This window comes from Oxalobacteraceae sp. CFBP 8761, from assembly GCA_014841595.1.
Lineage (GTDB): Bacteria > Pseudomonadota > Gammaproteobacteria > Burkholderiales > Burkholderiaceae_D > Telluria.
In genome coordinates, this window is record JACYUE010000001.1 from 1,595,991 (window position 1) to 1,622,701 (window position 26,711).

A 26,711-nucleotide genomic window follows, 5' to 3' on the forward strand; every position below is an offset into this window, starting at 1 on the left:
GTTTATTTATTGCAAATAATGCCAGATTTGTGGGGAAGACGGTACCCCCAACTTAAGCGTGCGCGGCAGATGGGGTAGTAGATGCGCGGCAAGTACGCTGCCGCGCAACCGTTCAGGCGTCGAGAAAACGCATTTTGAACCAGCGGCCCTTGATGACGCCAAAGCCCGGTCCCGGCGCGTCGCCTTCGCCCAGGCGCTTGACGGCAGCCTGCGCCACGCTGCGCTCGAGTGCGACGTAGCTGTTGAATTCGCCGATATTGATCTTGCCGACCTGGTCTTTCGTCAGACCGGCGTCGCCCGTCAGCGCGCCCAGCAGGTCGCCCGGACGCAGCTTGGCCTTCTTGCCGCCGGCGATCACCAGCGTGACCATTGGCGCCGGTGCGGCCGGTTCGGCATCGTCGCCCAGCGCAGCCAGGCTTTCCCAGACGGCTGGCTGGTCCTGGTACTGCTCGATCAGGCCAACCCATTTTTTTTCGTTCGGCGCGCACAGGGTATGCGCCATGCCGCTGCCGCCGGCACGGCCGGTGCGGCCGATGCGGTGCACGTGGACTTCGGGGTCTTTCGATACGTCCACGTTGATCACGGTGTCCAGGTCGGCGATATCCAGACCGCGCGCGGCGACGTCGGTGGCCACCAGCACCGAGCAGCTGCGGTTGGCGAACAGCACCAGGATTTCATCGCGTTCGCTCTGTTCAAGTTCGCCGTACAGCGCGCGCGCCGAAAAACCCTGCGCCTGTAATGCGTCGGCCAGTTCGCGGCAACGCGCCTTGGTGTTGCAGAAGGCCAGCGCCGACACCGGACGGTGATGGCGCAGCAGGCGGCCGACCGCATCTTCGCGGCCTTCGAAGCCGATCTCATAAAAACGCTGGTCGATCTGCTCGAAGCTGTGCTTGCCCTCGACCTTCACTTCCAGCGGATCGCGCAGGAAGCCCTGCGTGGCAAAGCGGATATCGTCCGGGTAGGTGGCCGAGAACAGCAGGGTCTGGCGGTGCTTTGGCGTGGCCGACACGATGCCCGCGATCTCGTCGTAAAAGCCCATGTCGGTCATGCGGTCCGCTTCGTCCAGCACCAGCGTCTGCACGTTGGCCAGGTCGAGCGTCGCGCGGCCCAGGTGGTCGCGGATGCGGCCCGGCGTGCCGACGACGATGTGCGCGCCATGTTCGAGCGAGGCGATTTGCGGGCGCATCGAGACACCGCCGGTCAGCGTCAGGATCTTGACGTTGCCCACGCCGCGCGCCAGCCGGCGCAGTTCGCCGGCGACCTGGTCCGCCAGTTCGCGCGTCGGGCACAGCACCAGGCCCTGGATCGCGAACCAGGCCGGATTGAGCTTGTGCAGAATGCCGATGCCGAACGCCGCGGTCTTGCCGCTGCCGGTCTTGGCCTGGGCGATCAGGTCGCTGCCGGCCAGGACGGACGGCAGCGTTTCCGCCTGCACCTGCGTCATGTGGTCGTAACCGAGGGTGGTCAGGTTGGCGAGAAATTGCGGCGTGAGGGCCAGCGAGGTAAACGAATCGGATTGCATGGAAGCCTCCAGCCGGCAGGGCCGACGCTATTGGGGATCGGGCGCCCAGACCGGCAGGCCGGTCAGGTCGAGCTTGTCGTCGCGGCGCCAGACAGGCAGGCCGGAGTTGTCGGTTTCGTCGATCAGGCAGAGTTGTTCTTGCTTGAGCGAACCGCGGCGGGGACGAGGGCCGGTGCGTTTGGGTTCGGTGACCGTATCGAGCGGCGCTGCCGGCTCGAAACCAGGCAGGTCGAACGTTGCGTGGTCTTTCTTGTCTCTCATCCTCTGCCTTCGAGGTTGCATCTTGTTGCCATAGAAAACAAAAGCCCGGCTCTGTGAGTCGGGCTTTTGTATTGAATTGGTTGCGGGGACAGGATTTGAACCTGTGACCTTCGGGTTATGAGCCCGACGAGCTGCCAGACTGCTCCACCCCGCAGCGCAATTATAGCGCGCTGCGCAGCAATATGCAATGCGCGACGTGCAGAGGGGGTAAATCCCTCAAATGGCGCTGCTGCGCAGGCGCCACAGCGACGTGACTTCCTGCGAGCGTGCCGCGTGCAGCGGATCGTCAGCATCGGTCGCGCGCGGGTGCACGGGCCGCGTGTCGTGGCGCTCGATGACTTCCAGGCCACCTGCCGCAATCCATCCAAGCAACTGATCGCGGCTGCGCAGGCCCAAGTGCTCGGCAAAGTCCGACATGATCAGCCAGCCTTCGCCACCGGCCTCCAGATGGGCACCGAGGCCCGCCAGGAACGCGCGCAGCATGCGGCTGTCCGGATCGTAGATCGCATACTCGATCGCCGAACTCGGCTTGCCCGGCAACCACGGTGGATTGCAGACAACCAGCGGCGCGCGGCCGTCCGGGAACAGGTCGGTCTGCGCGATCTCAACCTGCGCCGTCAAACCCAGGCGCGCGATGTTTTCGCGCGCGCAGCCCTGCGCCCGCGGATCGACCTCGGTTGCCAGCACCTGCAGGCCGCGCCGCGCCAGCACGGCCGACAGCACACCGGTGCCAGCCCCGATGTCGAATGCGCGCCGGGCGCCGGCAGGCAGCGGCGCCTGCGCGACCAGTTCAACGTATTCGCCGCGCACGGGCGAGAACACGCCGTACCACGGGTGGATGCGGTCGTTCAGCGCCGGAATCATGACGCCCTTGCTGCGCCATTCATGGGCGCCGATCACGCCCAGCAGTTCGCGCAGCGAGGCGACATACGGCGCATCGACCGCGCCGTAGGCTTCCAGGCAAGCCTGTTGCGCATCGGGCGCGCGGCGCAGGGGGATGCTGTGATCGGCTTCGAACGGCAGCACGAGCATTGCCAGCGTGCGGGCGCGCTGCAACTGGGAGAGGCGATGGCGGTGGAAGGCTTCGAGTGGCGTAGGCACGGCCTTGCCGGCCTTGGCGCGGCGTGGGCGCTCGCCCTTGTGGTCGATCCGGCGCGCGAGCGCCTGCACCAGCTGGCGGGCGTTCTGAAAGTCGCCGCGCCACAGCAGCGCCGTGCCGTCGAGCGCCAGCCGGTAGGCGGCGTCGGCGCTCATCGTGTCGTCGGCCAGCACGACCTTCTTCGGCGCGGGCCAGCCGCTCTCCGAGCGCCAGACGGCCGAGCGTTCGACGCCGTCCTCGACCCATTCGATGCGTGCCATCGCTTGATCCCCTATTAGTATTAGTGATGGTGGTTCCAGTTGCCGTCGCTCGAGGCAAGATAGGACGCAACGGCGTCGGCATTGCCGGTGGCGTGGCGCTTGACTTCACCGCAGCCGCAGATGCCCTGGTAAGGCTGGATGTGCGAGCACGCGGAGACTTTCTGCAGGTAGACGGTGACTGGCTTGGTGCATTTTGCGCACTTGAACGTCAGGGTACGGGCTGGTTTCATGATCACGGAGCAGGTAAAGGAGAGGAGGGCGGCATTTTACACCGCCTGGCCCGGCGTCATTCGACCACCACCGCGCTGCTGCCGCCACCCGCCGGGCGCACCAGCACCTTGGTCGCGATGCGCTCGGTCATCTCTTGCACGTGCGAAATCACGCCCACCTTGCGGCCCAGTGACTGCAGCGCGTCCAGCGCGTCCATTGCCACGCCCAGCGTTTCGCTGTCGAGGCTGCCGAAGCCCTCGTCGATGAACAGCGACTCCACCCGCACCCGGTTCGATGACAGCGAAGCGAGACCCAGCGCCAGCGCGAGCGACACCAGGAACGATTCGCCACCGGACAGCGAATTGACCGAACGTACTTCGCCGCCCATGTCCTGGTCGCGCACCATCAGCGCCAGCGACGGCATGCCCGCGTAACTGACGCGCTCGAGGCGATAGCGTTTGGCCAGCTGCGCCAGGTGCGCATTCGCATAGCCAAGCAGCACGTCGAGCGTGAACTGCTGCGCGTAATTGCGGAATTTCTTGCCGTCGCTCGAACCGATCAGCTCCGACAGCTTGCCCCAGCGCTGCTCCTGCACCTGCTGCTGCTCGATCTCGCGCAGGCTCGACGCGGCGGCCACGCGCCGCTCGTCGTCCTGCATGACGCGCAGGCGTGCCGAGGTCGATGCTTCGATCGCCGCATGGCGCTCGGCCTGGATCGCATCGAACGCCGCCGTGACGGCCTCGACCGGCTGGCCGTCCGGCGGGGCCGACGCCAGATGCGCCAGACGCTGGGCGCGGCGCTCGTTCAGGATGGCGGTGGCCTGGCCGACCTCGGTGTCGATCGCATTCAACGCCGTGCGCTCCTGTGCCAGCCAGGCGGCGCCCACTTGCAGCAGGCGGGCCAGCGCATCCAGATTGGCGATGTCGTCCACGCCGTCGGGATCCTTGCGGTAGTCCTCCAGCCAGTCGGCCAGGGCGGTGGCCGCCGCCGCACCGGCGCTGTCGAGTTGCGCCACGCGCTCGACCAGGCCCGCCAGTGCGGTGCGCGCCGTCGTTTCGCCCTGTGCCGCGTGCTGCGCCACCAGCTGGCGCGCCGCAAGTTGTTCACGCGCGCCGGTGACGGCGGTGTTCAGTTCGCGCTCGACCTCGCGTGCCGGGCGGCCGGCCCACAGCGCGGCGCGCGCCGTGCGTTTCTGCGTGAGCTCGGTGTCGATGCGTTCGAAGTCGAGCGCACTGCGCGCGCCGGCGGCGTCGATCTCGGCGATGCGCGTGGCCAGCGCCGTCGTTTCGACGTCCAGTGTGGCAATCGTGGCAGTGGCGCGGGCCAGCGCGTCGGTCTGCTCACGCCAGGCGGCGGCTTCGTGCCCGCGCGCCGCGCGCCAGGTGGCCGGATCGCGGCGCCATGCTGCTTGCCAGCCATCGCCAAGCGCGTCGGCCAGCGGGCCGTCGAGTTCGGCCAGTAGCGCGGTCAGTTGCGCGCTCGCTGCCTCGTGGCGCAGCGTGTGGGTCTTGAGCGCGGCTTGCAACCCGGCTGCCGCTTCGCGCTCGGCTTCTTCTTCCGATCGCAGGCGGGCCAGGTCGGACTGGGCGGCGTCGACGTCGTGCTGGGCCGCGTCGCGGGCAACGGCGGCGGCGCGCCACTGTTGTTCTTGCCGGGCCAATGCGTCCAACGCGTCGCGCAGCGCGCTGCGCTGGGCAGCGAACCAGTCGGCGCGTTCGGCGGCCGGCGGCGCGGCCGCCGCCAGCGGGTCGGCGTGCCAGGCTTGTTCGAGGCTGGCGACGCGCTCGCTCAGCGTGCTGCGCTCGTGCGCCAGCGCCGCCAGCCGCTCGTGCGCCGCGCCGGCTGCCGCCGCATTCTGCGCCTGCAGCGCGTTGTTGCCGCGCACGCGCAGGCGGCAGCCGTCGACTTCGGCGCGCAGGCTGGTGAGCATGTTTCTCAACGGTGCAGCCTGATGGGCATATGGATGCTCGTGCGCGCCGCAGACGGGGCAGGGCGCGTCGTCGTCCAGATTCGCACGCAACTGTTCGACATCTGCCGCGCATGCGAGTTCCGCTGCCGCCAGCGAGCGTTCGGCCTGCGTCATGGCCGCTTCCAGCGCTGGCGCGGCAGCGCGTACCTCGGCCAGTCCCTGTTCGGCGCCTGAGCGCGCTGTCTCCACGCGATCGATGTCGCGCGCGAGGCTGGTCAGCGTAGCGTGCGCGGCCGCCAGGTCATTCCAGGTGCGCTCGGCCTGCGTCAGGCGTTCGCGGCGCACATCGAGAGCCTGGCGTTCGGCGCCGATGGCGTCGGCATCGACACCGGCCAGCGCGGCCATCGCCGCGCGGCGCGTCGTCTCCAGCGCATCGAGGCGCTCGGTGCTGGCCGCGAGCGCGCTCGTGGCTTGCGCTTCGCGCCCGGCAGCGCCCAGTGCCTGGGTCTGGATGGTCTCGGCCGCCGTCTGGTTGGCGTCCAGCGTGGCAAGCGTGTCTTCGCCCTGGCGCAGCAATCGTTCCCATTGGCCCCAGGCACCGGCCACCGCGTCGAGGCGCGACCGGGCTGCCAGCCAGGCGGCAGCGTTATCGCGGGCTTGCTGCGCACGTGCCAGTGCAGTCGATTTGGCCGCGTGCTGCTCGCGGGCCTGGCGCGCCTGCATGCGCGTGGCGTCGAGCGCCGACTGCGCCTGCACGTGGTTTGGCGCCAATGTCGCCAGCGCCGCATCGAGGGCCTTGGCGTCATCCAGTTGCGGCGTTGCTGTACGCAGTGCTGCTTCGGCGGCATCCAGCTGCGCGGTGGCTGCGTCGGTCTCGGCCACGCTGCTGCGTCGCACCTCGAGCGCTGCCGCCAGCTGGGCCTGCGTCGTCTCGATGGCGGAATGGGCTTGCCGACGCTCGGCTTCAAGGCGCTGCACCTCCATGCTCAAGGGTCGCGCCGCCTGCACCGCGTCGAGGGTGGCCAGGCGCTGGCGCCGCTCGCCGGCATCCGCGCGCTGCGCGTTGGCCGCCGCCAGTGCCTGTTCGGCCTGCGCTTCACCGCGCGTGAGCTTGTCCAGTTCCTGGTGCCAGCGCAGTTGTCCCTCGAGCAGGGCGTGGCGATCGTCCAGCGCTTGCCGGGCCAGGTCGGCGTTCGTGCGTTCGGTCTCCAGCAGCGCGCGGTCTTCCGGCGACAGCGGGGCCGCATTGGCCAGTTTCGATTGCAGCACCTGGGTGCGGACCTGTTCGGCCTTGTAGCGCTCGAACGCCCGGCGCGAAATGTCGCTGTAGATCGTCGTGCCGGTGAGCGTTTCGAGCAGTTCGCCACGCTCGTTCTCGTCGGTTTTGAGGAATGCCGAGAATTCGTTCTGGGCCAGCAGTACGGCGCGCGTGAACTGTTCGAACGACAGGCCGATGCGTTGCACGATCTCTGCCGCGGCTTCCGTATTGGTGCCGCCGACCGGGATCAGTTCGGGCAGCCGGTTCAGCGAAATCTTGACTGGTTGCAGCGCGCCGTTGGGCTTGTTGCGCGAACGCCGCACGGCCCAGCGGGCGCGGTAACGCCGGTCGTCGCTCCCCACAAAGTCGACCTCGGCCCAGCCTTCGGCGGCGCCCCGGCGCAGCAGCGTGCGGGCATCCTGGGCGGTGACGGTTTCTTCGCCCACATCGGGCAGGCGCGTGCTCGAGCGCTTCAGCAGCCGTGGCGTGTCGCCATACAGCGCGAGGCACAGTGCGTCGAGCAGGGTGCTCTTGCCGGCGCCGGTTGGGCCGCTGATGGCAAACAGGCCGGCGGAGGCAAGCGGCTCGGATTCGAAATCGATGGCGAATTCGCCCGCCAGCGAAGCGAGGTTCTTGCCGCTGATACGCAGGATCTTCATCGCGGCTCACCTTCTACCGCGTGGAACAGTTCGGCAAACGACGCGATCTGCTCGGGCGGGGCCTCGGCGCCGTATTTCTGTAGCCACAGGCGGCGGAACACATCGTCCGGCTGTAGCTGCGCCAGTTGATCCAGGCTCAGCGCGAGTTCGGTGTCGTCGGTGACCACGTGCTTGCGGGTCGGTTCGATCTTGGCCAGACGCACTGGCCTGCCGGCCAGTACCGCCTCGATGCGCGCGCGCAGACCGGGTTCCGGCCCGTCGAGCAGCACCCTGACTTCGAGAAAGGGCCAGGCATGCTGCGGCAGGTCGGGATCGAGTTCGAGCGCCTCGAGCGCCGCGAGTGCCTCGTCGAGCGGCGCAGGTTTGGCCGGCACCCGCAGCAAGGCCACCGCGCGGGGCACGAACAGCGGCGTGACCTCCGCGGCATGATCGCCCTCCAGGTCGATCCGCAGCACTTGATGCTGGTAATTGACTTCGGAAAACGACAACGGCAGCGGACTGCCGCTGTAGCGCACGTTCTCGCGCCCGCCGACCTTCTGGGCCAGGTGCAGGTGGCCAAGTGCTGCGTAGGCGATGCCCGGATCGAACATGCTGCTTGGCAGCGCCTCGGTGCCGCCGATGACGATGCGGCGTTCGGAGTCGAGCGACGCCTGGCCATCGACCATATGGCAGTGGCCCATGGCGATGATGGCCTGGCCCTCCGTGGCGCGGGACCGCGCCAGCGCATACGCCTGGCGGTACAGCAGGGTGGTGCCCTGCAGATAAGGATCGAGCTCTGGCGCATCGCTGGCCCCATCGCCCGCCGCGGCGCACAGGCGCGGGACGTCGCCAGGACGCAGGAACGGCACGGCCAGGCACCAGGCGGCAACCTTGCCGGCACGGTCATGCAGCGGCACCAGCAGCCGGTCGAGGTCGACCTCGCCATCGCTGCTGCGCAGCACGTTGCCCACGACAATCGTGCCATAGGCCTCAAGCAGCGGCGTGGGGGCTTCCAGCCGGCCGGCGGAATCGTGGTTGCCCGCGATGACCACCACCTGCAGATGGGGTACGCGGCTGCGGGCCTGCTGCAGGAAGCGATACAGCTGGCGGTGCGCGGCCGACGACGGATTGGCGTTATCGAAAATATCGCCCGCGATCAGCAGCACGTCGATGCGCTCTTCGTCCAGCGTATCGACCAGCCAGTCGAGGAAGCACTGGTGTTCGTGGATCCGGTCGAAATTGTGCAGGGTCTGGCCAAGATGCCAGTCGGAGGTGTGCAGCAGCCGCATGGGGAGTTCTACCGTTGGGAAAGCCGAAATCGGGGCCTACTATAACGCAGCCGGCGACCCGTCGTGGCGCGCCGTGCAATACCATCTCGCAAGCATGTTGTGTGGGGAAATTCGTCGTGCCTGACCCCGCTCTTGTTGTCAAATCGCATTTGACGAACATCAAACCTGGCCAGGACTGTGTCTCTACACTAGCTAGTTCTTGTCGCCGGCTACTACTACAAAATCCATCGCCGGCTACCCCGATACCCGCATCCCCAGCCGATCCGGCATGGCCTCGCCATGCGCGCTGGCGGCGCATTGAGAGGAGACATCATGCTCACTTCCACCTACACGCTGGTGGCGCTATCCGTCGAACAGGCCCGGGCGCGCGTCGATTTGCAGGCGCTGCTCGAGCGCTGGCGGCCCGCCGCCTGGTGGGGCGAGCCGCCAGCGGCGCACCAGTACCAGGCGGCCTGTGACGCGCTGCGCCAGGTCAGCGACGCGTGCCACTGGCGCAAGCTCGACAAATTCGTGTTGCCGGCGCTGCGCCGGCGTGGCGCCGATGCCGGCGCGCTGCTGGCCGAACTCGATGCGCTGAGCCGGCGCGCGCACGCGGCGCGCATGGCGGCTCAGGCGGCCGCTGCCGAAGGCGATCCCGGCTGCCTGGCGGCGCTGCAAGAATGCTGCGAACTGCTGCTCGAGCGCCTCGAACGCGAAGAGCGCGAGTTGCTGCCGCTGGCGCGCACGCTGATTCCCGGCGACCACTGGTTCACGATTGCCAACCAGATGCTTGCCCACGACTCGGTGCAGAACGAACAGCGCGACACGGGGCGCGGCATGGTGCGCGCCAGGTTTCCCGCAGAAGTTTCAACAAGGAAATCGTCCGCCTTGCCGCCCGTCGTGCCCATCGTGAATTAGCCGCTGCAGCAGGGCGTGCGCGCCGGTTGACGCCATGTTCTTTGCTATGATGGCAGTTTTAGCGGTGCGAATTTCCTATGTTCGATTTTCTCTTCAAGCGGCAGGGCAGCAAGCCGGCGGCGTCCGGCGAGCAACAGGGCGCCGTCAAGCCGGCCCCGGCAAAATCGGGCGCTGCCCAGCCCGCTGTTAGCAAGACCGCTGGCAAGGCCGGTAGCAAAGCCAATAACAAGGCCAAGGCGGCAGCAGCCGCAGCAGCAGAGCAGGCGGCAAACCAGGCCGCGGCGCAGGCCGCCGAGGCGCGCGCCGCCGTGGCCAGCGCCCGCGAGCGCCAGGCAGCGCAGCTCAAGGCGCTCGGCAGCGACGAAGCAGCCGCCGCCGAGTTCATCCTGCAATCACCGTTTTCCGAATTGCGTCTGGCCGCCGCCGAGCTGCTCCATGGCCGCGAGCACCTCGAACGCGTGTACGGCGCAATGCGCAATGTCGATCGCCGCGTTGCCAAGCTCGTTCATGGCCGGCTCGACGCGATCCGCCACCATGAAGCCGAACTGCGCCGTGGTGAAGACACCCTGGCGCAGGCGCGCGCCATGTTGGGTGACGTGTTGCTGACGCCCAACCACGTTGGCGAACTTGACCGCAAATGGTCGGTCATCCGCGCGCCCGAACTCGCTGCCGACTTCGAGGCCGTGCGCGCCCAGCTTGGCGCGCGTCTTGAAGCGCAGGTGCAGTTGCAGCGCGCCATGATCGATCGCCTGACGGCGTTGCGCCAGCTCGACGGGCAGGGGCTGGACGCCGCCGCGCTCGGCGAGGCGCTGGCCCGCCTGCAGCAGGAGCAGGCAGCGGCACTGGCCGACCCTGGCCACCCATCGTTGCCGCGCGCGCTGGTCGGGGAGGTAAGCAATGAACTGGCACGCCTGACGGCCAGCCTGGCCACCGCCGAGAAGGATGCCGCAGCGCTGGCTGCCCGTGACGCGGCGCTCACCGCATGGTCGGCGCAGCCGCAAGAAGAATTGACGCCGGATACCCTGCGCCGCGAATGGCAGCGCCTGCCGGCCATGCCCGCCAACGGCGCCGCCACTGAAGCGCTGCAAGCGCGCTTCGACGCCTTGCTCGCGTCGTTCCCGCAAGCGATCCGCAAGCCGAAAGCGGTCCCGGTTGCAGCACAAGCAGGCGCACCAGCCGATAGCGGCGCCGCGCCCGCCAGAGACAAGGGCGCCGACCAGGCCTTCCTCGACCAGTTAGAGGCGCTCGAAGCCGCCCTGCAGCAGGGCTCGCTTGGGACCGCCGCAGAAATCGACAAATCGCTGAAGGACGCCAAGGACAAGGGCATGCGCCTGACGGGCGCCCAGCTCGAGCACCTGACCCATCTGCGTGCCGACCTGAAACGCTTGTCGGACTGGGCGCGCTGGGGCGGCAACGTGTCGCGCGAAGAATTGATCAAGACAGTGGAGACGCTGGCCACGCAGAACCTGGCGATGGGCGAACTGGCCAAGAAGGTCGGCAGCATGCGCGAGCGCTGGAAGGCGCTCGACACCTTGTCCGGCCCGGCGCCGCGCAGCCTGTGGGAGCGTTTCGACGCCGCCTGCAGCGCTGCCTACGCGCCGGCCGCCGCGCATTTCCGTCAGCTGGCTGACGAGCGTCACGCGAATGCCGCGCGCGGCCAGGCGCTGGTCGACGAAGCCCAGGCCGAGATCGCCAACCTGCAGCAGGACAATGCCGACTGGAAGCATGTGTCGGCCACCGTCCAGCGCCTGCGTACGGCCTGGAGCCATCTGGGCGCGGTCGACCGCAAGGAAAAGAAACGTCTCGACGGTTTGTTCTCCGAGGCACTGACCACGCTGCAGCGGCCGCTGGAAAACCAGCGCAAGGTCGAAGTCGCCGTGCGGGAACAACTGATCGAAGAAGTCCACAAGCTCGACCCGAACGAACGGCATGCCGTCGACTTGCTGCGCGAGTTGCAGAGCCGCTGGCAAGAGCATGCGCGCGCGCTGCCGCTCGAACGCAAGGCCGAGCAGGCGCTGTGGCAGCGTTTCCGCGCCGCCTGCGACGCGCTGTTTGCGGCCCGCAAGGAGCATGCACACGCCGCCGACAGCGAGCGCCGCACCCACGAAGCGGCCAAGGAAGCGCTGTGCGCCCGCCTCGAAGCGGCGGCGCTCGATGCCACGCCGTCCAACGTCGCCAGAATGCTGCGCGAAGCGGCCGCCGAATGGCAGGCGATCGGCCCGGTACCGCGTGCCCACGAGGCGCGTATCGAGGGGCGTTACCAGGCTGCCGTGGCCCAGGTGCAGGCGCAGGTGGCCGAGGTACGCCGCGCCGCCGACACGGTCCTGGCCGGCGTCGTGCGCGACAAGCTGCGCCTGATCCAGGCGCTCGAAACAGCAATCGCCGATCCGGACAGCAATGCCGGCACCCACACGCAGGGTGACGACTGGCGTGCCCGCTGGGCGGCACTGGCCCCGGTCGACGGTGGTTACGAGCCGATCCTGCAGAAGCGCTTCGACGCGGCGCTGGCGGCGCTCGAAGGCGACCGCGCCGCGTATGCGCGCCAGCTCCAGGAGAATCGGCCACGCCTGTTGAACGATCTGCTGCGCCTGGAGATCGCTGCTGGCATCGACAGCGGCGCCGAATTCGCCCGGGACCGCCTGCGCTTGCAGGTCGAGGTGCTGCAAAGCTCCCTCAAGTCGGGCCAGAAGCCGGGTGGCAATACGGCCGAGCTGCGCGCGCTGCTGGCGCTGCCGGCCCTGGCCGACGTGCGCACCGAAACACGCATCGAATGCCTGATGCTGCGTCAGCCGAAGGAGGCGTCATGAACAATGTCCGTGTGCAAACCGGCGACTTCGACCTCGGCCTCGAGGTCGCGCGCCTGCGCGAGGGCGACGCCCGGGTCGGCGCTGTCGTGGCATTCGTCGGCACTGTGCGCGACCTGAACGACGGCGCGCAGGTCGCTGCGATGGAACTCGAGCACTATCCCGGCATGACCGAGAAGGCGCTCGACGACATCGCCGCCCAGGCCGCGGCGCGCTGGCCGCTGTTCGCTACCCTGGTCATCCACCGCGTGGGGCCGCTGCTGCCGCTGGATCAGATTGTGCTCGTGGCCGTCACCGCCGCGCACCGGGGCGATGCGTTCGCGGCTTGCGAATTCATCATGGATTACCTGAAGACGGAAGCGCCGTTCTGGAAGAAGGAAGACACGCCGGACGGCGCGCGCTGGGTCGATGCGCGCGTGACGGACGATACAGCGCGGGCGCGGTGGCAAGCCCGCTGAATTTTCTCGCTGTCGGGCTCGGCGCCGCCATCGGCGCCTGGCTGCGCTGGGGCCTGGGCCTGTGGCTGGGCAGCCTGCACGGCTTTGTCCAGATCGGCACGCTGGCGGCCAACCTGCTCGGTGGCTTCCTGATCGGCTGCGCGCTCGCGTTCTTTGCCGATCAGCCCGGACTGGCGCCGCACTGGCGCCTGTTCATCATTACCGGCTTCCTCGGTGGCTTGACGACCTTCTCCAGTTTTAGTGGCGAATCGATGACGCTGCTGCAGCGCGGCGATATTGGCTGGGCGCTGGCCCACACGGCCTTGCACCTGATCGGCTCGCTGCTGTGCTGCATGGCCGGTTTTGCCCTGCTGCGTACCCTGCGCGGGTAAAGTCGGCGAAGCAGGGCGGGTTTGCCTGACAACGCACAATTTGCCCGGTTGAAGCATGCTAGAGTTTCCGTCCAGTAAATACATACGGGGCTCGATCATGCATACTCATTACCGGCCGACCGCGGCCTTCGTCGGCGCCTCCTGGGGCGCACTCATCATCGGCATGGCCGCCTATCTGATTGGCCTCTGGAACGCGCAGATGCAGCTGAACGAGAAAGGTTATTACCTCGTGCTGCTGCTGTACGGCCTGTTCGCCGCGATTTCCCTGCAAAAAACAGTGCGTGATCGTGCAGAAGGCTTGCCCGTCACCGGACTGTATGTGTCGCTGTGCTGGTTCTCGCTGATGGCATCGATCGGGCTGCTGGGCATCGGACTTATCAACGCCACGCTGGCGCTGAGCGAAAAAGGCTTTTATGCGATGTCGTTTGCGCTGTCATTGTTTGCCGTGGTTGCCGTGCAAAAGAACGTGCGCGAGTTGCAAGCGGCCGGGCCGGCACCCGAATCCAGGTTGTCTGACAGCTAACTGCTTTTCTCTTTGTAGGTGTTTTTCTTACGCGCGGCCAGACGGGGTGCTTGAAAAGCATCCCGTCATCCCAATCTTGTATCGCAACCAAGAACAAACTCAGGAGTCACACCATGCGACAAGATAAATTGACGACCAAGCTTCAGGAAGCGCTGGCGGATGCCCAGAGCCTGGCAGTCGGCAACGACAACCAATACATTGAAACAGTCCACCTGCTGGTGGCGCTGCTGAACCAGGACGACGGCAGTGCGCGCTCGCTGCTGCAGCGCGCCGGCGTGAACGTCGGCGCGCTGTCCAATGCGCTGAAAGCCTCGCTCGAGCGCCAGCCGAAGGTCACCGGTACCGGCGGCAACGTCCAGGTCGGGCGCGACCTGATGGGCCTGCTGAACCTGGCGGACCGTGAAGCGCAGAAGCGCGGCGACGGCTTCGTCTCGTCCGAAATGATCCTGCTGGCGCTGCTCGAAGACAAGTCCGACGCCGGCCGCCTGGCCCGTGAAAACGGCCTGGCGAAGAAGTCGCTCGAGTCGGCGATCCAGGCCGTGCGCGGTGGCGAAAGCGTCAATTCGCCCGAAGCCGAAGGCCAGCGCGAATCGCTCAAAAAATACACGCTCGACCTGACCGAGCGCGCCCGCGCCGGCAAGCTCGATCCGGTGATCGGCCGCGACGACGAAATCCGCCGCGCGATCCAGGTGCTGCAGCGTCGCAGCAAGAACAATCCCGTGCTGATCGGTGAACCGGGCGTGGGCAAGACCGCCATCGTCGAAGGCCTGGCGCAGCGCATCGTCAATGGCGAAGTGCCCGATTCGCTCAAGGGCAAGCGCGTGCTGTCGCTCGACATGGCCTCGCTCCTGGCCGGCGCGAAGTTCCGCGGTGAATTCGAAGAGCGCCTGAAAAGCGTGCTGAAAGAGCTGGCGCAGGACGAAGGCCAGACGATCGTCTTCATCGACGAGCTGCACACGATGGTTGGCGCGGGCAAGGCCGAAGGCGCGATGGACGCCGGCAATATGCTCAAGCCGGCGCTGGCGCGCGGCGAGCTGCACTGCGTGGGCGCGACGACGCTCGACGAATACCGCAAGTACGTCGAAAAGGATGCCGCACTCGAGCGCCGCTTCCAGAAGATCATTGTCGACGAGCCAAGTGTCGAGGCGACGATTGCCATCCTGCGCGGGCTGCAGGAGAAATACGAGCTGCACCACCAGGTCGACATCACCGACGCGGCAATCATCGCGGCGGCGGAGCTGTCGCACCGCTACATCACCGACCGCTTCCTGCCCGACAAGGCGATCGACCTGATCGACGAGGCGGCGGCCAAGATCAAGATCGAGATCGATTCGAAGCCCGAAGTCATGGACCGCCTTGAGCGGCGCATGATCCAGCTGAAGATCGAGCGCGAAGCCGTACGCCGCGAAACTGACGAAGCGTCGCAGCGCCGCCTCGAGCTGCTGGGCGACGAAATCACCCGTCTGGAGCGCGAGTACAACGACTTCGAAGAAATCCTGAAAGCCGAGAAGGCCGCAGTGCAGGGCACCACGCATATCAAGGAAGAAATCGAGCGCATCCGCTACCAGATGGAAGAAGCGCGCCGCCAGAGCAACTGGCAGCAGGCATCCGAGCTGCAGTATGGCCGCCTGCCTGAACTCGAAGCGCAACTGCGTGACGCTGAAGCCAGCACCGCGCGCGCCGAACTCGACGGCCAGAAGCCCAAGCTGCTGCGCACGCAGGTCGGGGCTGAAGAAATTGCCGAAGTGGTTTCGCGCGCGACCGGCATTCCTGTCACGCGCATGCTGCAGGGCGAGCGCGACAAGCTGCTGCACATCGAGGACGAGCTGCACAAACGCGTCGTGGGCCAGGACGAAGCCATCGAAGCGGTGTCGGATGCAATCCGCCGTTCGCGCGCCGGCCTGTCCGATCCGGATCGCCCATATGGTTCGTTCATGTTCCTGGGGCCGACCGGTGTCGGTAAAACCGAACTGTGCAAAGCGCTGGCCGGCTTCCTGTTCGATACGCAGGATGCAATGATCCGCATCGACATGAGCGAATTCATGGAGAAGCATTCGGTTGCCCGCCTGATCGGCGCGCCGCCCGGTTACGTCGGCTACGAAGAGGGCGGTTACCTGACCGAAGCCGTGCGGCGCAAACCGTACAGCGTGATCCTGCTCGACGAGATCGAAAAGGCGCACCCGGACGTGTTCAATGTGTTGCTGCAGGTGCTGGACGATGGCCGCATGACCGATGGCCAGGGCCGCACGGTCGACTTCAAGAACACGGTGATCGTGATGACGTCGAACCTGGGTTCGCACCGGATCCAGGCCATGGAAAGCGATGAGCCGGCAGTGGTCAAGATGGCGGTGATGGCCGAGGTGCGCGGGCACTTCCGCCCCGAGTTCATCAACCGCATCGACGAGATCGTCGTGTTCCATGCACTCGACGAGAAGAACATCGGCGCCATTGCGCGCATCCAGCTGCAGATTCTGGAAGCGCGCCTGGCAAAGATGGACATGACGCTCGATATCGACGAAGAGGCGCTGCAGAAGATTGCCGAAGCAGGATATGACCCGGTGTATGGCGCAAGGCCGCTCAAGCGCGCGATCCAGCAGCAGATCGAAAATCCGCTGTCGAAAGCGATCCTGTCGGGCCGCTTCGGACCGAAGGATGTGATTCCGGTCCGGGTGCGGGGTGGTGAGCTGACCTTTGGTGAGCAGACAGTCGAACTGGCGAAGTAAGCCGGTTCGGTTGACATGAAAAGGGCGCGGCAATTGCCGCGCCCTTTGTCGTTTCTTGACAGAAAATAAGACGCCATATTTCAGGATGCGAAATGATCATCGTGCAATGCGAAATGCGCAGCACGTCAGCGGGCGCTTTCCTTACCATCGTAAGAAATTTCATTCCGCATCATGATATATGGATTGCAAGCCATTGATATTACTGGTAATTATTTTAGTCGTATGTCTTATAGAAGACTGATGGTGCCACGCACAAACGGCTTTATGATTGTCTCAACGGATTCGCAGGCTCGATCAAACGTCTTACCACCCTTCAGGAGAACACACCATGACTACCCGTGAACAGCAAATCGCCGAACTGCAGCAAGACTGGGACACCAATCCACGCTGGAAAGGCGTCGTGCGCAATTACACCGCTGCCGACGTCGTCCGTCTGCGTGGCTCGGTGCGCATCGAGCACACGCTGGCCAAGCGCGGTGCCGAGAAGCTGTGGAACCTGGTCAATGATGAGCCGTATGTGAACGCCCTGGGTGCGCTGACCGGCAACCAGGCCATGCAGCAGGTGAAAGCGGGCCTGAAGGCGATCTACCTGTCGGGCTGGCAAGTGGCGGGCGACGCCAACGCCGCTGGCGAAATGTATCCGGACCAGTCGCTGTATCCTGCCAACTCGGTCCCGCTGGTCGTGCGCCGCATTAACAACACGTTCCAGCGTGCCGACCAGATCCAGTGGTCGGAAGGCAAGGACGATATCGATTACTTCGCGCCGATCGTGGCCGATGCCGAAGCCGGTTTCGGCGGCGTGCTCAATGCCTATGAACTGATGAAGTCGATGATCGAAGCCGGCGCATCGGGCGTGCACTTCGAGGATCAGCTGGCGTCGGTCAAGAAGTGCGGCCACATGGGCGGCAAGGTGCTGGTGCCAACCCGCGAAGCCATCGAAAAACTCAACGCGGCCCGCCTGGCAGCCGACGTGATGGGGACCACGACGCTTGTCATCGCCCGCACCGACGCCGAAGCAGCCGACCTGCTCACGTCCGACGTCGACGCCAATGACAAAGAATTCTGCACCGGCGAGCGCACGGTCGAAGGTTTCTTCCGCGTCCAGCCGGGCGTCGAGCAAGCGATTTCGCGCGGCCTGGCCTACGCACCGTTCGCCGACCTGGTCTGGTGCGAAACCGGCAAGCCCGACCTCGAGTTCGCGCGCCGCTTTGCCGAGGCGATCCACGCCAAGTTCCCGGGCAAGATGCTGGCCTATAACTGCTCGCCATCGTTCAACTGGAAAAAGAACCTGGACGACGCGACCATCGCCAAGTTCCAGCGTGAGCTGGGCGCGATGGGCTACAAGTTCCAGTTCATCACGCTGGCAGGCTTCCACTCGCTCAATTACGGCATGTTCAACCTGGCCCACGGCTATGCACGCACCGGCATGTCGGCCTTCGTCGAGCTGCAAGAAGCCGAATTCGCCGCCGCTGAAAAAGGGTTCACCGCCGTCAAGCATCAGCGCGAAGTGGGCACCGGCTACTTCGACGCCGTGACCCAGGCCATCCAGCAGGGCCAGAGCTCGACCACGGCGCTGCACGGCTCGACTGAGGACGAACAGTTCTTCGAAGAAAAGAAAGTCGCCTGATCGATCCGACGTAGCGTGGACGGCTTCGCCGTCCACGCGGTGATGGTGATCGTTGCCGTCGCCGCGCCGGATGGGCTTTCAAACAACGCCGCTTTCGTTCCGAATGATCTTTCGGATAGCGATCAGCCGACTCCGCTTGCGTCCTCAATGATCTCTCGGATAGCTATCAGCCGACTCCGCTTACCTCCTCAATGATCTCTTGGATAGCGATCACCGCGTGGACGGCGGAGCCGCCTCGCCGGCCGCGTCCACCCTACATTGCCGGAAGTCCGTACCCGCATTCGCGAAGTCCGTACCGCATCTGCGCAAGTCCGTACCCATATTCCCGCAAGTCCGTACCTGCATTCCCAAAAGTTCGTACCCGCATTCCCAGCCGCGGTCGGTTGTAGTGGATAATGGCGCCTAATATCGCCGCCAGTTTCGCGCGGCAACGTCACTTTTAGGAATTCCAGCTTATGTTGAGCTACCGCCACGCCTTCCACGCGGGTAACCACGCCGATGTCCTCAAGCACTTCATTCAGGTGCAACTGCACCAGTACATGAACCAGAAGGATGCCGCCTATACCTATATCGATACCCACTCGGGCGCCGGCGTGTACGCACTCGACAGCTTCCAGTCGACCAAGACCGCCGAATTCGATACCGGCATCGGCCCGCTGTGGGGCCTCACTGACGTTCCGGCACCGCTGAAGGAATACCTCGACCTGATCAAGGGCATGAACCCGAGCGGCAAGATGCGCTATTACCCGGGCTCGCCGTATGTTGCCGAGCAGATGGCGCGCGAGCAGGACCGCCTGCGCCTGTTCGAGCTGCACCCGGCCGATTGCAAGATCCTGGCCGATAACTTCCGCAAGCTCGACGCGCACAAGGCCGAGCAGGGCGAACGCTCGCGCGGCCGCCGCGTGATGATCGACCGGGGCGACGGCTTCGACAGCATGAAGGCCTTGCTGCCGCCACCGTCGCGCCGCGCGCTGGTGCTGATCGACCCGCCGTACGAAGTCAAGGATGACTACAAGCGTGTGAAGGAAGCACTCGACGACGCGCTGCTGCGCTTCCCGAGCGGCATCTACGCCGTCTGGTATCCGGTGCTGCAGCGCATGGAATCGCGCCAGTTTGCCGATCGCCTGAAGCGCGTGCCGGCCAAGGAATGGCTGAACGTCACGCTGACGATCCAGACCCCGACCCCTGACGGCACTGGCCTGCACAGCTCGGGCATGTTCATCCTGAACCCACCGTACACGCTCGAGCCGATCCTGCGCGAAGTGCTGCCGTATCTGGTGCGCGTGCTGGGCAAGGATGCCGGCGCACGCTTCACGATCGAAAAGGGTACCCAGGTCACGGGCACGGCCCTCGGCCGCAGCGCCAGCCGCACCGATGGAGCCGCCGGCATGCCGCGCCAGCCGATCGGCAATGCGCGCCGCGCCAGCCCGCTGTCGGGCAAGGGCAGTCTGCGCCTGCCGGGCCAGGTCATGCCGCGCGAAGGCGACGAGCCGGCAGCGCCGGTCAAGCCATCCCGCACTGGCACGGGCCGTCCGACGCAGGATGCTGGCCGGCCGGGTGCGCCGCCGCGCTCGAGTGCGCCAAAGACTGCTGCACCTCGCGCGCCCCGTGCGCCCGGCGCCTCATCGCGCGCGGCGTCGGATGCTGCCGCGCCGCGTGCACCCCGCACCGCTGGCGATCGCCCGGCAACGCCGGGTGCCCCGCGCACCGGCCGCACCCGACAGGGCGGCGGCCGCAGCTAGCATTCGATTTGATGTCGAAATGCTAAGATTGATGTTTTTGTAGTATAGTCGGTGCAGGTGGTGCGCGGGTGCGTGCTGCCAGCGCGCCGCGATCCGCTGTGACAGTTTCCAGGAGTAATATTTCAATGCATGCTGATGCAACGGCAGCGGTCTTGGTGCCGTCTGACGATTTTTTCCTCGCACGGCAACCCATTCTCGGGCGCGACCAGCAATTGCTGGCGTTCGAACTGCTGTTTCGTGCTGCCGGCGAGGACGAAGACGCCAAGCTGACCGACGGCGCCGCCGCGACGGCGGCCGTCATTTCGCATGCGTCCCAGCTCGGCATGGAGCAGGTGGTGGGCGATCAGCTCGCCTTTGTCAATGTCGACGCCGTCGTCCTGATGAGCGACTTCGTGCGCTTCCTGCAGCCGCATAAAGTCATTCTCGAAATCCTGGAAACCGTCAAGCCCACGCCGGAGTTGCTGGCGCGGGTGGACGAACTGAAAAACCTCGGCTTCAAGTTCGCCGTCGACGACGTCATCGAACATTCGCCCGAACTCGATCAGCTGATTTCGCTGATTGACATCATCAAGGTCGATATCAAGGGCGTGGCCCCGGATGCGCTGGGCGATCTGGTCGCGTCGCTGAAAAAGACCGGCAAGCGCCTGCTGGCTGAAAAGGTCGAGACGATCGAAGAATTCAAGCTGTGCATGGAACTCGGTTTCGAATACTTCCAGGGGTATTACTTTGCGCGGCCCGTGATCCTCAGCGGCCGCAAGATCGCGCCGACCGAAGTCGTGCTACTGCGCTTGCTGGAGCTCGTCAATTCCAATGCCGACAACCAGACCATCGAAACGGCCGTCAAGCGCGATGCGCTGGTCAGCCTGAACCTGCTGCGCCTGGTCAACAGCCGCGCAGTGCCGGGTCCGCGCATCGAATCGCTGTCCCAGGCGCTCGCGGTGCTGGGCCGGCGTCAGCTGGGTCGCTGGCTGCAGATCCTGCTGTACACGGCGGCGGGCGCGCAGGTCTCGCTCGACTCGCCGTTGCTGCAACTGGCCACCACGCGCGGCAAGCTGCTCGAACTGATGACGCTGCGCGTGCGCCCAGGCGACACGGCCAGCGCCGACCGCGCCTTTACGGTCGGCATCATGTCGCTGGCCGAAGCGCTGTTCTCGGTGCGGATGGCCGACATCCTCGTGCATGTCGAGGTCGCGCATGACGTACGCGATGCACTGATCGACCGCGATGGTGACTTCGGCACGATGTTGCGCATCGCCGAGCTGCTCGAAACAGCCGTCGGTGGCCGCAAGCTCAATGCCGAACTCAAGAAGATCGGGTTGACGGTGCCCGAGGTACGCGAGATCGAACTGGCAGCGTTCGACTGGGTCCGCGAGCTGACCCACGACGTGCGCTAAAGTCCGACCGATCCTTTATTGCCCCAGCAGCAGGAACACGGTCGGCTTCTTGTGGAAGTCCGGCCCCTTGTCCGCCCCCAGCGCTGCCTTCCACTTCGCCGCCGTCATGGTGCGCACCGACTCGCTCGGCAACGACAGGTCGGTTGCCACGCACACCAGCGTGCCCGGCTGGCAACCCGCCACCAGTGCTTCGAGCATCGCGCCGTTGCGGTACGGCGTTTCAATGAAGAGCTGTGTCTGGCGCTCGCCCCGTGAACGGGTTTCCAGCTCGCGGATGCGTTTCGTGCGCAGCGCCGCATCGGTCGGCAGATAGCCGTTAAAAGCGAAGCTCTGGCCGTTCAGGCCGCTGGCCATGACGGCCAGCAGCAGCGATGACGGGCCGACCAGCGGCCGCACGGCAATCCCGTGCTGATGCGCCAGGCGCACGAGGTCGGCGCCGGGATCGGCAACTGCTGGCACGCCGGCCTCTGACACCAGGCCCGCATCGCGTCCTGCCAGGAGCGGCGCCAGCAATTGCGTCAGCGCTGCGGCCGGCGTGTTCACGTTCAGTTCGGCGATCTCGATTTCCTGCAGCGGCTTGGCCAATGGATGGTCGATGGCGATCAGTTTCAGGAACGCGCGCGCCGTCTTGGCGTTTTCGGCCACAAAATAATCGAGCGAGCTGGTCAGTGCCTGCACTTGCGTCGGCAGCAGGCCATTCAGGCAGCCGGGCGCGGCGTCGAGTGGGCCGAGGGTATTGGGAATCAGGTACAGGGTGCCGGGCATGGGTTCGTTTCAGATAAGTGGTCAGGTGCCGAAGAAGCGCACGCCGGCGCGCCGCAGCATGCCGGTCAGGGCGATGAGCGGCAAGCCGGTGAGGGCGGTCGGATCAAGCGAGTGAATGTGTTCGATCAGGGCAATGCCCAGGCCTTCGTTCTTGGCGCTGCCGGCGCAGTCATACGGCTGTTCGATGCGCAGATAGGCGTCGAGTTCGGCATCTGGCAGGTCGCGAAAACGCACGCGAACCTGCACATTGTCGACCTGGACAGCGGCGGCAGGGTTGGTCACGCGCCCGTCCCACAGGCACAGGGCCGTATGGAACACGACTTCACGGCCCCGCATCAACTGCAGCTGGGCTAGCGCGCGCGCATGGTCACCCGGCTTGCCGATCTGCAGATCGTCGAGCGTGGCGACCTGGTCGGAGCCGATCACGAGCGCATCCGGATGCAGGCGCGCCACGGCCTCGGCCTTGGCACGCGCCAGGCGCAGCGCGGTTGCCGGCGGCGTTTCGCCTGGCAGCGGGGTTTCATCGAGATCGGGCGCGATGGCCTCGAATGGCAGGCCGAGCCGGCCCAGCAATTCGCGCCGGTAGGCCGAGCTCGAGGCGAGGATCAGGCGGGGCGGGGTAGAGCTTGTTATCATGCGGCCCTCGGGATAAATCGGCAGCGAAGCCACAGTTTCATGGCGCTGCGGTGAAAAGCCTGCTATTATCGCAGGTTTTCCGGGACGACTTTCTAAATGAGCGCTTTCATCATTGATGCCTTCGAGTTTTGCAAGAGCGATGGTTTTCGTGAGGGCAGCACGCCCCTGGTCGAGATGACCCGGCTGGCCGCAGAGAGTTCCGAAAAAGGCGGCGACATCCGCTGGACGATGCAAGGTGGTCAAACCCGTCACGGTTATCCGTCGCTGACTCTCGAGGTCGCCGGTCACGTGAAGCTGGAATGCCAGCGTTGTCTGCAGCCCATGGATTACGACATCGATTCGTCGACCATGCTGGTGCTGGGTAAAGATGACGAAGAAGCCGATGCCATCGAGATCGTTCTCGACGACGACAGCATCGATGTGATCGTCGGCAGTCGCACTTGCGATATTCGCCAGTTGCTCGAAGACGAAGCCCTGCTGGCATTGCCGCAGTCGCCAAAGCACGATGTCTGCCCAGAAACCAAGCTGCTGGACAGCCTGAAGAACGAGAAGCCGTCGCCATTTGCCGGCCTCAAGAATCTCAAGACAGAATGAATTAGCACCAACAAAGAGCAGGATCGGTTTCGCAGTACGGTGGCGGCAGCGTAGAAAGAATGTCGCCCAAAATTTGCAAAGAATGTGTCAGACGCGTGCAGCGCTCGAGTATGGCATTGGTAGTAGAAGTAGACGGAAACGTGTCGGCAATCCCGGGGGACATCCTTGAAGATTGCTGCTGGGATACTCGATGCGCAAATCGTTGCACGTCGAATGTGTTAAAATTTTAGAACTTAGTATTAGGAGTTATCATGGCTGTTCAGCAGAATAAAAAATCCCCATCGAAGCGCGGTATGCACCGTTCGCACGACTTCCTGGTTGCACCAAACCTGGCAGTCGAGCCAACCACCGGCGAAACGCACCTGCGTCACCACATCAGCCCTAACGGTTTCTACCGTGGTCGCAAAGTTCTGAAGACCAAAAACGACGAGTAATCGACGTCCTGGCTTTTAGAACCATGAAAGCGGCGCAACGTATGTTATCTGCGTGGCGCCGCTTTTTCTTTGGCATCTGCTCAGGCATTGTTGGCATCACGGGCATGTGTTTCGCCCCGTCATGTTGAGCAGCGCGGATCTTGTGCGCCTCCTGGCGACGAATCGATCCCATCTGGCCGCCAGTCCTGTGTGAGCCGCGGCATTCCCAATACATGACCATAAAAATTTCCATTGACTGCATGGGTGGCGATCACGGCCCGTCAGTAACTATTCCGGCAGCAATCTCGTTCCTCAAGAAGCAGGATGACGCCGAGCTTGTGCTCGTGGGCGTCGAAGAGGTGCTGCGCGCAGAACTCAAGAAACACCACGGCGACAAATTGCCCCGTCTGACGATCAAGAACGCGACCGAAGTCGTCGCGATGGACGATCCGATCGAGGTGGCCCTGCGCCGCAAGAAGGATTCGTCGATGCGTGTGGCGATCGAGCTGGTGAAAGACGGCAGCGCCAATGCCTGCGTCTCTGCCGGCAATACCGGCGCCCTGATGGCCGTCTCGCGCTACGTGCTCAAGACGATGCCCGGCGTCGACCGTCCGGCGATCTGCTCGATCATGCCGAACCAGAAGAACGGCCCGACCTATATCCTCGACCTGGGCGCGAACGTCGATTGCGAACCGCATCACCTGCACCAGTTCGCGATCATGGGCTCGGTGCTGTGCTCGGCGATCGAAGGCATCCCCCGCCCGACCATTGGCCTGCTCAATGTGGGCACCGAAGACATCAAGGGCAACGAGGTGGTCAAGGCCACCGGCGTGCTGCTGCGCGACGATGCTGCCCGCGGCAAGCTCAATTTCTACGGCAACGTCGAAGGCAATGACATCTTCAAGGGTACCGTCGACGTCGTCGTCTGCGACGGTTTCGTCGGCAACGTGATGCTCAAGGCGATTGAAGGCCTGTCGCGCTTCATGAAATCGACCTTCAAGTCCGACATCATGTCGATGGTCGGCGCCGTGTTCGCACGCAAGGCGATGAAGAAACTCAATCCCGAGCGCTACAATGGCGCCGGTCTGCTGGGCCTGAAGGGCCTGGTGTTCAAGAGCCACGGCGGCGCCAACGCCTATTCGTTCGAATGGGCGATCAAGCGTGCCTACGAGGCCGCGCACAATAATGTGCAAGAACAGTTGTCGGCACTAATTACCGAGCTGATGCCGAATTCAACGGGCGCTGCCGAAGCGCCCATGCCGGTGCTCGAGCCCGTGTCCACGATCGAGCGCCAGGCGCAATAACCGAGCGGATGGTGAAGCAATGACCCTGTACAGCAAAATCACTGGCACCGGCAGCTACCTGCCGGCCAACCGTGTCACCAATGAAGCGCTGGCCACGCGGCTGGCCGCGCAAGGTGTCGAAACGTCGCACGAATGGATTGTTACCCGCAGCGGCATCGAGGCGCGCCACTTCGCCGCCGCCGATGAGCTTTCATCCGATCTGGCCGTGCACGCCGCGCGCCGGGCGCTCGAGATGGCCGGCCGCGAAGCGGGCGACATCGACCTCGTCATCGTCGCCAGTTCCACTCCCGACTTTCACGGCAGCTTCCCGAGCACGGCCTGCATCGTCCAGCAAAAGCTGGGGATGGCCAATGGCAGCGCTGCCTTCGACGTGCAGGCGGTCTGCAGCGGCTTCGTCTACGCCTTGTCGACGGCCGATGCGTTCATCCGTGCCGGCAACCACAAGCGCGTACTCGTGATCGGTTCCGAGATTTTCTCGCGCATCGTCGACTTCAATGACCGCGGCACATGCGTGCTGTTCGGCGATGGCGCCGGCGCCGTGCTGCTGGAAGTGTCGAACGAGCCGGGCATCCTGGCCACCAAGCTGCACGCCGACGGCAGTCACGCCGACATCCTGTCGATCCCGGGCAACCTGGCGGGCGGCGCCGTTGCCGGCAGCGGTTTCCTGCACATGGATGGCCCGGCCGTGTTCAAGCTGGCCGTGTCGGTGCTCGAGAAGGTGGCGCACGAAGTGCTCGATACCGCTGGCGTTACGCCGGACCAGATCGACTGGCTGGTGCCGCATCAGGCCAATATCCGCATCATGAACGGCACCGCCAAAAAACTTGGCCTGCCGCTGGAAAAAATGGTTGTCACCGTCAATGAGCACGGCAATACGTCGGCCGCCTCGATTCCGCTGGCGCTCGACCAGGCGATGCGCGATGGCCGCATCAAGCCGGGCCAGAACGTGCTGATGGAAGGCGTGGGCGGCGGCTTTACCTGGGGCGCCGTGCTGGCGCGCATGTAACGAGTCGCACACCGCTTCGCAATCATAGCGCGGCACTCCCAAGAACCAATTACTACGGATACATCACGATGAGCAACTTCGCATTCCTGTTTACCGGACAAGGCGCCCAGGCAGTGGGCATGCTGAACGGTTTCGCCGGCAACCCGGTTGTCGACCGGACCGTGCAAGAAGCCTCCGACGCGCTTGGCTTCGATCTGCAGCGCCTGATCGCCGACGGCCCGAAAGAAGACCTCGATCTGACCACCAACACGCAGCCGGTCATGCTGACCGCCGCCGTGGCCGTGTACCGTGCCTGGATCGCGGCCGGCGGCCCGATTCCGTCCGTTGTCGCCGGCCACAGCCTGGGTGAATACTCGGCGCTGGTCGCCGCTGGCGTGATTCCGTTTGCCGACGCCGTGCCGCTGGTGCGCTTTCGCGCGCAGTCGATGCAGGACGCGGTGCCGGTCGGGCAGGGCGGCATGGCCGTCATCCTCGGCCTGCAGGCCGACGACGTGCGCGCCGTGTGTGCAGAAGCCGCCCAGGGCGAGGTCGTCGAAGCAGTCAACTTCAACGAGCCGACCCAGATCGTGATCGCCGGCCACACGGCTGCGGTCGAGCGCGCCTGCGAGATCGCCAAGGCCAAGGGCGCGAAGCGCGCCATGAAGCTGTCGGTCTCGGCGCCGTTCCACTCGTCGCTGCTGAAACCCGCATCGGATCGTCTGCGCGAGTACATGCGCACGCTGACCTTTGCCGTGCCACAGATCCCCGTCATCAACAACGTCGATGTCGTCGTATTGAATGATCCGGAGCAGATCAAGGATGCGCTGGTGCGCCAGGCCGCCGGTCCGGTGCGCTGGGTCGAGACGATGCAGAAGATGGCGCAGGACGGCGTCACGCAGGTCATCGAGTGCGCACCGAGCAAGACGCTCGTGGGCATGGCCAAGCGTATCGATCCGGCGCTGGTCGGCGACGCACTGGTCGACCAGGCTGCGCTCGAGCGCGTGCTGGCCACGTTCAACGCGTAACGCC

22 protein-coding genes and 1 tRNA gene are annotated in these 26,711 nt (G+C 65.2%); 14 read left to right on the top strand and 9 right to left on the bottom strand.

The genetic code is table 11. From position 1 onward, the window contains the following. Positions 1-112: 112 nt before the first annotated feature. The 7 genes from dbpA to IFU00_07135 form a co-directional block, all read right to left on the bottom strand. Positions 113-1,522, bottom strand: coding sequence for an ATP-dependent RNA helicase DbpA (gene dbpA, locus IFU00_07105; protein ID MBD8542046.1), 1,410 nt, complete (start codon positions 1,520-1,522; stop codon positions 113-115). A gap of 27 nt (positions 1,523-1,549) precedes the next feature. Further along, positions 1,550-1,783: a hypothetical protein gene (locus tag IFU00_07110; protein ID MBD8542047.1), complete on the bottom strand. Its 234-nt coding sequence runs from the start codon at positions 1,781-1,783 to the stop codon at positions 1,550-1,552. A 77-nt stretch (positions 1,784-1,860) separates the two neighbouring features. Then, positions 1,861-1,937: transfer RNA gene (locus IFU00_07115), tRNA-Met, on the bottom strand. A gap of 62 nt (positions 1,938-1,999) precedes the next feature. Next, entirely contained in the window at positions 2,000-3,142 is a 1,143-nt protein-coding gene (locus IFU00_07120; protein ID MBD8542048.1) for a class I SAM-dependent methyltransferase, read from the bottom strand. Positions 3,143-3,162: 20 nt separating this feature from the next. Then, the gene (locus tag IFU00_07125; GenBank protein MBD8542049.1) at positions 3,163-3,372 is read right to left on the bottom strand and encodes a hypothetical protein; all 210 of its coding nucleotides are present in this window, start codon (positions 3,370-3,372) and stop codon (positions 3,163-3,165) included. A 56-nt stretch (positions 3,373-3,428) separates the two neighbouring features. Then, positions 3,429-7,178 (bottom strand): AAA family ATPase, encoded by a 3,750-nt coding sequence (locus IFU00_07130; protein ID MBD8542050.1) that lies wholly within the window; start codon positions 7,176-7,178, stop codon positions 3,429-3,431. Continuing rightward, positions 7,175-8,446, bottom strand: a complete 1,272-nt coding sequence (locus tag IFU00_07135) for an exonuclease SbcCD subunit D C-terminal domain-containing protein (protein ID MBD8542051.1) — start codon at positions 8,444-8,446, stop codon at positions 7,175-7,177. Before IFU00_07135 ends, IFU00_07130 begins: the two co-directional genes overlap by 4 nt. Positions 8,447-8,758: 312 nt before the next feature. On the opposite strand from IFU00_07135, the gene IFU00_07140 reads away from it, so the two are divergent. The 9 genes from IFU00_07140 to IFU00_07180 all read left to right on the top strand — a co-directional run bounded on the left by IFU00_07140 (position 8,759) and on the right by IFU00_07180 (position 20,985). Continuing rightward, positions 8,759-9,343, top strand: coding sequence for a hypothetical protein (locus IFU00_07140; GenBank protein ID MBD8542052.1), 585 nt, complete (start codon positions 8,759-8,761; stop codon positions 9,341-9,343). 77 nt (positions 9,344-9,420) lie between these two features. Further along, the gene (locus IFU00_07145) at positions 9,421-12,150 is read left to right on the top strand and encodes a DUF349 domain-containing protein (GenBank protein ID MBD8542053.1); all 2,730 of its coding nucleotides are present in this window, start codon (positions 9,421-9,423) and stop codon (positions 12,148-12,150) included. Further along, a complete protein-coding gene (gene moaE, locus IFU00_07150; protein ID MBD8542054.1) occupies positions 12,147-12,605 on the top strand; it encodes a molybdopterin synthase catalytic subunit MoaE in 459 nt (152 codons plus the stop codon). The genes IFU00_07145 and moaE overlap by 4 nt, the downstream gene beginning before the upstream one ends. Further along, positions 12,602-12,976 carry a fluoride efflux transporter CrcB gene (gene crcB, locus IFU00_07155; protein MBD8542055.1) on the top strand — a complete coding sequence of 125 codons (375 nt, stop codon included), beginning with the start codon at positions 12,602-12,604 and terminating at the stop codon, positions 12,974-12,976. The genes moaE and crcB overlap by 4 nt, the downstream gene beginning before the upstream one ends. 97 nt (positions 12,977-13,073) lie before the next feature. Further along, entirely contained in the window at positions 13,074-13,499 is a 426-nt protein-coding gene (locus IFU00_07160) for a hypothetical protein (protein MBD8542056.1), read from the top strand. A gap of 113 nt (positions 13,500-13,612) precedes the next feature. Then, positions 13,613-16,222: an ATP-dependent chaperone ClpB gene (gene clpB / locus IFU00_07165; GenBank protein ID MBD8542057.1), complete on the top strand. Its 2,610-nt coding sequence runs from the start codon at positions 13,613-13,615 to the stop codon at positions 16,220-16,222. 328 nt (positions 16,223-16,550) lie between these two features. Continuing rightward, on the top strand, positions 16,551-17,849 hold the full coding sequence (gene aceA / locus IFU00_07170; GenBank protein MBD8542058.1) for an isocitrate lyase: 1,299 nt from the start codon (positions 16,551-16,553) through the stop codon (positions 17,847-17,849). 455 nt (positions 17,850-18,304) lie between these two features. Continuing rightward, positions 18,305-19,591 carry a 23S rRNA (adenine(2030)-N(6))-methyltransferase RlmJ gene (rlmJ, locus tag IFU00_07175; protein ID MBD8542059.1) on the top strand — a complete coding sequence of 429 codons (1,287 nt, stop codon included), beginning with the start codon at positions 18,305-18,307 and terminating at the stop codon, positions 19,589-19,591. A gap of 125 nt (positions 19,592-19,716) precedes the next feature. Continuing rightward, complete coding sequence (locus tag IFU00_07180) at positions 19,717-20,985, top strand: EAL domain-containing protein (protein MBD8542060.1); 1,269 nt, start codon at positions 19,717-19,719, stop codon at positions 20,983-20,985. 15 nt (positions 20,986-21,000) lie between these two features. Here IFU00_07180 and IFU00_07185 read toward each other — a convergent pair whose 3' ends face one another. Then, positions 21,001-21,750: an SAM-dependent methyltransferase gene (locus IFU00_07185; GenBank protein ID MBD8542061.1), complete on the bottom strand. Its 750-nt coding sequence runs from the start codon at positions 21,748-21,750 to the stop codon at positions 21,001-21,003. Between the two features lie 21 nt (positions 21,751-21,771). Further along, on the bottom strand, positions 21,772-22,386 hold the full coding sequence (gene maf / locus IFU00_07190) for a septum formation protein Maf (protein MBD8542062.1): 615 nt from the start codon (positions 22,384-22,386) through the stop codon (positions 21,772-21,774). 96 nt (positions 22,387-22,482) lie between these two features. Between maf and IFU00_07195 the strand changes: the two genes are divergently transcribed. From IFU00_07195 to fabD, 5 genes are all read left to right on the top strand, one after another. Continuing rightward, positions 22,483-22,980 carry a DUF177 domain-containing protein gene (locus IFU00_07195; protein ID MBD8542063.1) on the top strand — a complete coding sequence of 166 codons (498 nt, stop codon included), beginning with the start codon at positions 22,483-22,485 and terminating at the stop codon, positions 22,978-22,980. 251 nt (positions 22,981-23,231) lie between these two features. Beyond that, on the top strand, positions 23,232-23,414 hold the full coding sequence (gene rpmF / locus IFU00_07200) for a 50S ribosomal protein L32 (GenBank protein MBD8542064.1): 183 nt from the start codon (positions 23,232-23,234) through the stop codon (positions 23,412-23,414). A 212-nt stretch (positions 23,415-23,626) separates the two neighbouring features. Continuing rightward, positions 23,627-24,697 carry a phosphate acyltransferase PlsX gene (gene plsX, locus IFU00_07205; protein MBD8542065.1) on the top strand — a complete coding sequence of 357 codons (1,071 nt, stop codon included), beginning with the start codon at positions 23,627-23,629 and terminating at the stop codon, positions 24,695-24,697. A gap of 25 nt (positions 24,698-24,722) precedes the next feature. Next, on the top strand, positions 24,723-25,703 hold the full coding sequence (locus tag IFU00_07210) for a ketoacyl-ACP synthase III (GenBank protein ID MBD8542066.1): 981 nt from the start codon (positions 24,723-24,725) through the stop codon (positions 25,701-25,703). Positions 25,704-25,771: 68 nt separating this feature from the next. Then, the gene (fabD, locus tag IFU00_07215; GenBank protein MBD8542067.1) at positions 25,772-26,707 is read left to right on the top strand and encodes an ACP S-malonyltransferase; all 936 of its coding nucleotides are present in this window, start codon (positions 25,772-25,774) and stop codon (positions 26,705-26,707) included. Positions 26,708-26,711 lie beyond the last annotated feature (4 nt).

Bases quoted from the DNA above. Each gene is read 5' to 3' on its own strand.
- dbpA (MBD8542046.1), bottom strand. From the start codon at position 1,522: ATGCAATCCGATTCGTTTACCTCGCTGGCCCTCACGCCGCAATTTCTC.
- IFU00_07145 (MBD8542053.1), top strand. From the start codon at position 9,421: ATGTTCGATTTTCTCTTCAAGCGGCAGGGCAGCAAGCCGGCGGCGTCC.
- IFU00_07180 (MBD8542060.1), top strand. From the start codon at position 19,717: ATGCATGCTGATGCAACGGCAGCGGTCTTGGTGCCGTCTGACGATTTT.
- IFU00_07120 (MBD8542048.1), bottom strand. From the start codon at position 3,142: ATGGCACGCATCGAATGGGTCGAGGACGGCGTCGAACGCTCGGCCGTC.
- IFU00_07185 (MBD8542061.1), bottom strand. From the start codon at position 21,750: ATGCCCGGCACCCTGTACCTGATTCCCAATACCCTCGGCCCACTCGAC.
- IFU00_07195 (MBD8542063.1), top strand. From the start codon at position 22,483: ATGAGCGCTTTCATCATTGATGCCTTCGAGTTTTGCAAGAGCGATGGT.
- IFU00_07140 (MBD8542052.1), top strand. From the start codon at position 8,759: ATGCTCACTTCCACCTACACGCTGGTGGCGCTATCCGTCGAACAGGCC.
- maf (MBD8542062.1), bottom strand. From the start codon at position 22,386: ATGATAACAAGCTCTACCCCGCCCCGCCTGATCCTCGCCTCGAGCTCG.
- rlmJ (MBD8542059.1), top strand. From the start codon at position 18,305: ATGTTGAGCTACCGCCACGCCTTCCACGCGGGTAACCACGCCGATGTC.
- IFU00_07135 (MBD8542051.1), bottom strand. From the start codon at position 8,446: ATGCGGCTGCTGCACACCTCCGACTGGCATCTTGGCCAGACCCTGCAC.
- plsX (MBD8542065.1), top strand. From the start codon at position 23,627: ATGACCATAAAAATTTCCATTGACTGCATGGGTGGCGATCACGGCCCG.
- fabD (MBD8542067.1), top strand. From the start codon at position 25,772: ATGAGCAACTTCGCATTCCTGTTTACCGGACAAGGCGCCCAGGCAGTG.
- IFU00_07125 (MBD8542049.1), bottom strand. From the start codon at position 3,372: ATGAAACCAGCCCGTACCCTGACGTTCAAGTGCGCAAAATGCACCAAG.
- IFU00_07110 (MBD8542047.1), bottom strand. From the start codon at position 1,783: ATGAGAGACAAGAAAGACCACGCAACGTTCGACCTGCCTGGTTTCGAG.
- aceA (MBD8542058.1), top strand. From the start codon at position 16,551: ATGACTACCCGTGAACAGCAAATCGCCGAACTGCAGCAAGACTGGGAC.
- IFU00_07130 (MBD8542050.1), bottom strand. From the start codon at position 7,178: ATGAAGATCCTGCGTATCAGCGGCAAGAACCTCGCTTCGCTGGCGGGC.
- IFU00_07160 (MBD8542056.1), top strand. From the start codon at position 13,074: ATGCATACTCATTACCGGCCGACCGCGGCCTTCGTCGGCGCCTCCTGG.
- rpmF (MBD8542064.1), top strand. From the start codon at position 23,232: ATGGCTGTTCAGCAGAATAAAAAATCCCCATCGAAGCGCGGTATGCAC.
- moaE (MBD8542054.1), top strand. From the start codon at position 12,147: ATGAACAATGTCCGTGTGCAAACCGGCGACTTCGACCTCGGCCTCGAG.
- clpB (MBD8542057.1), top strand. From the start codon at position 13,613: ATGCGACAAGATAAATTGACGACCAAGCTTCAGGAAGCGCTGGCGGAT.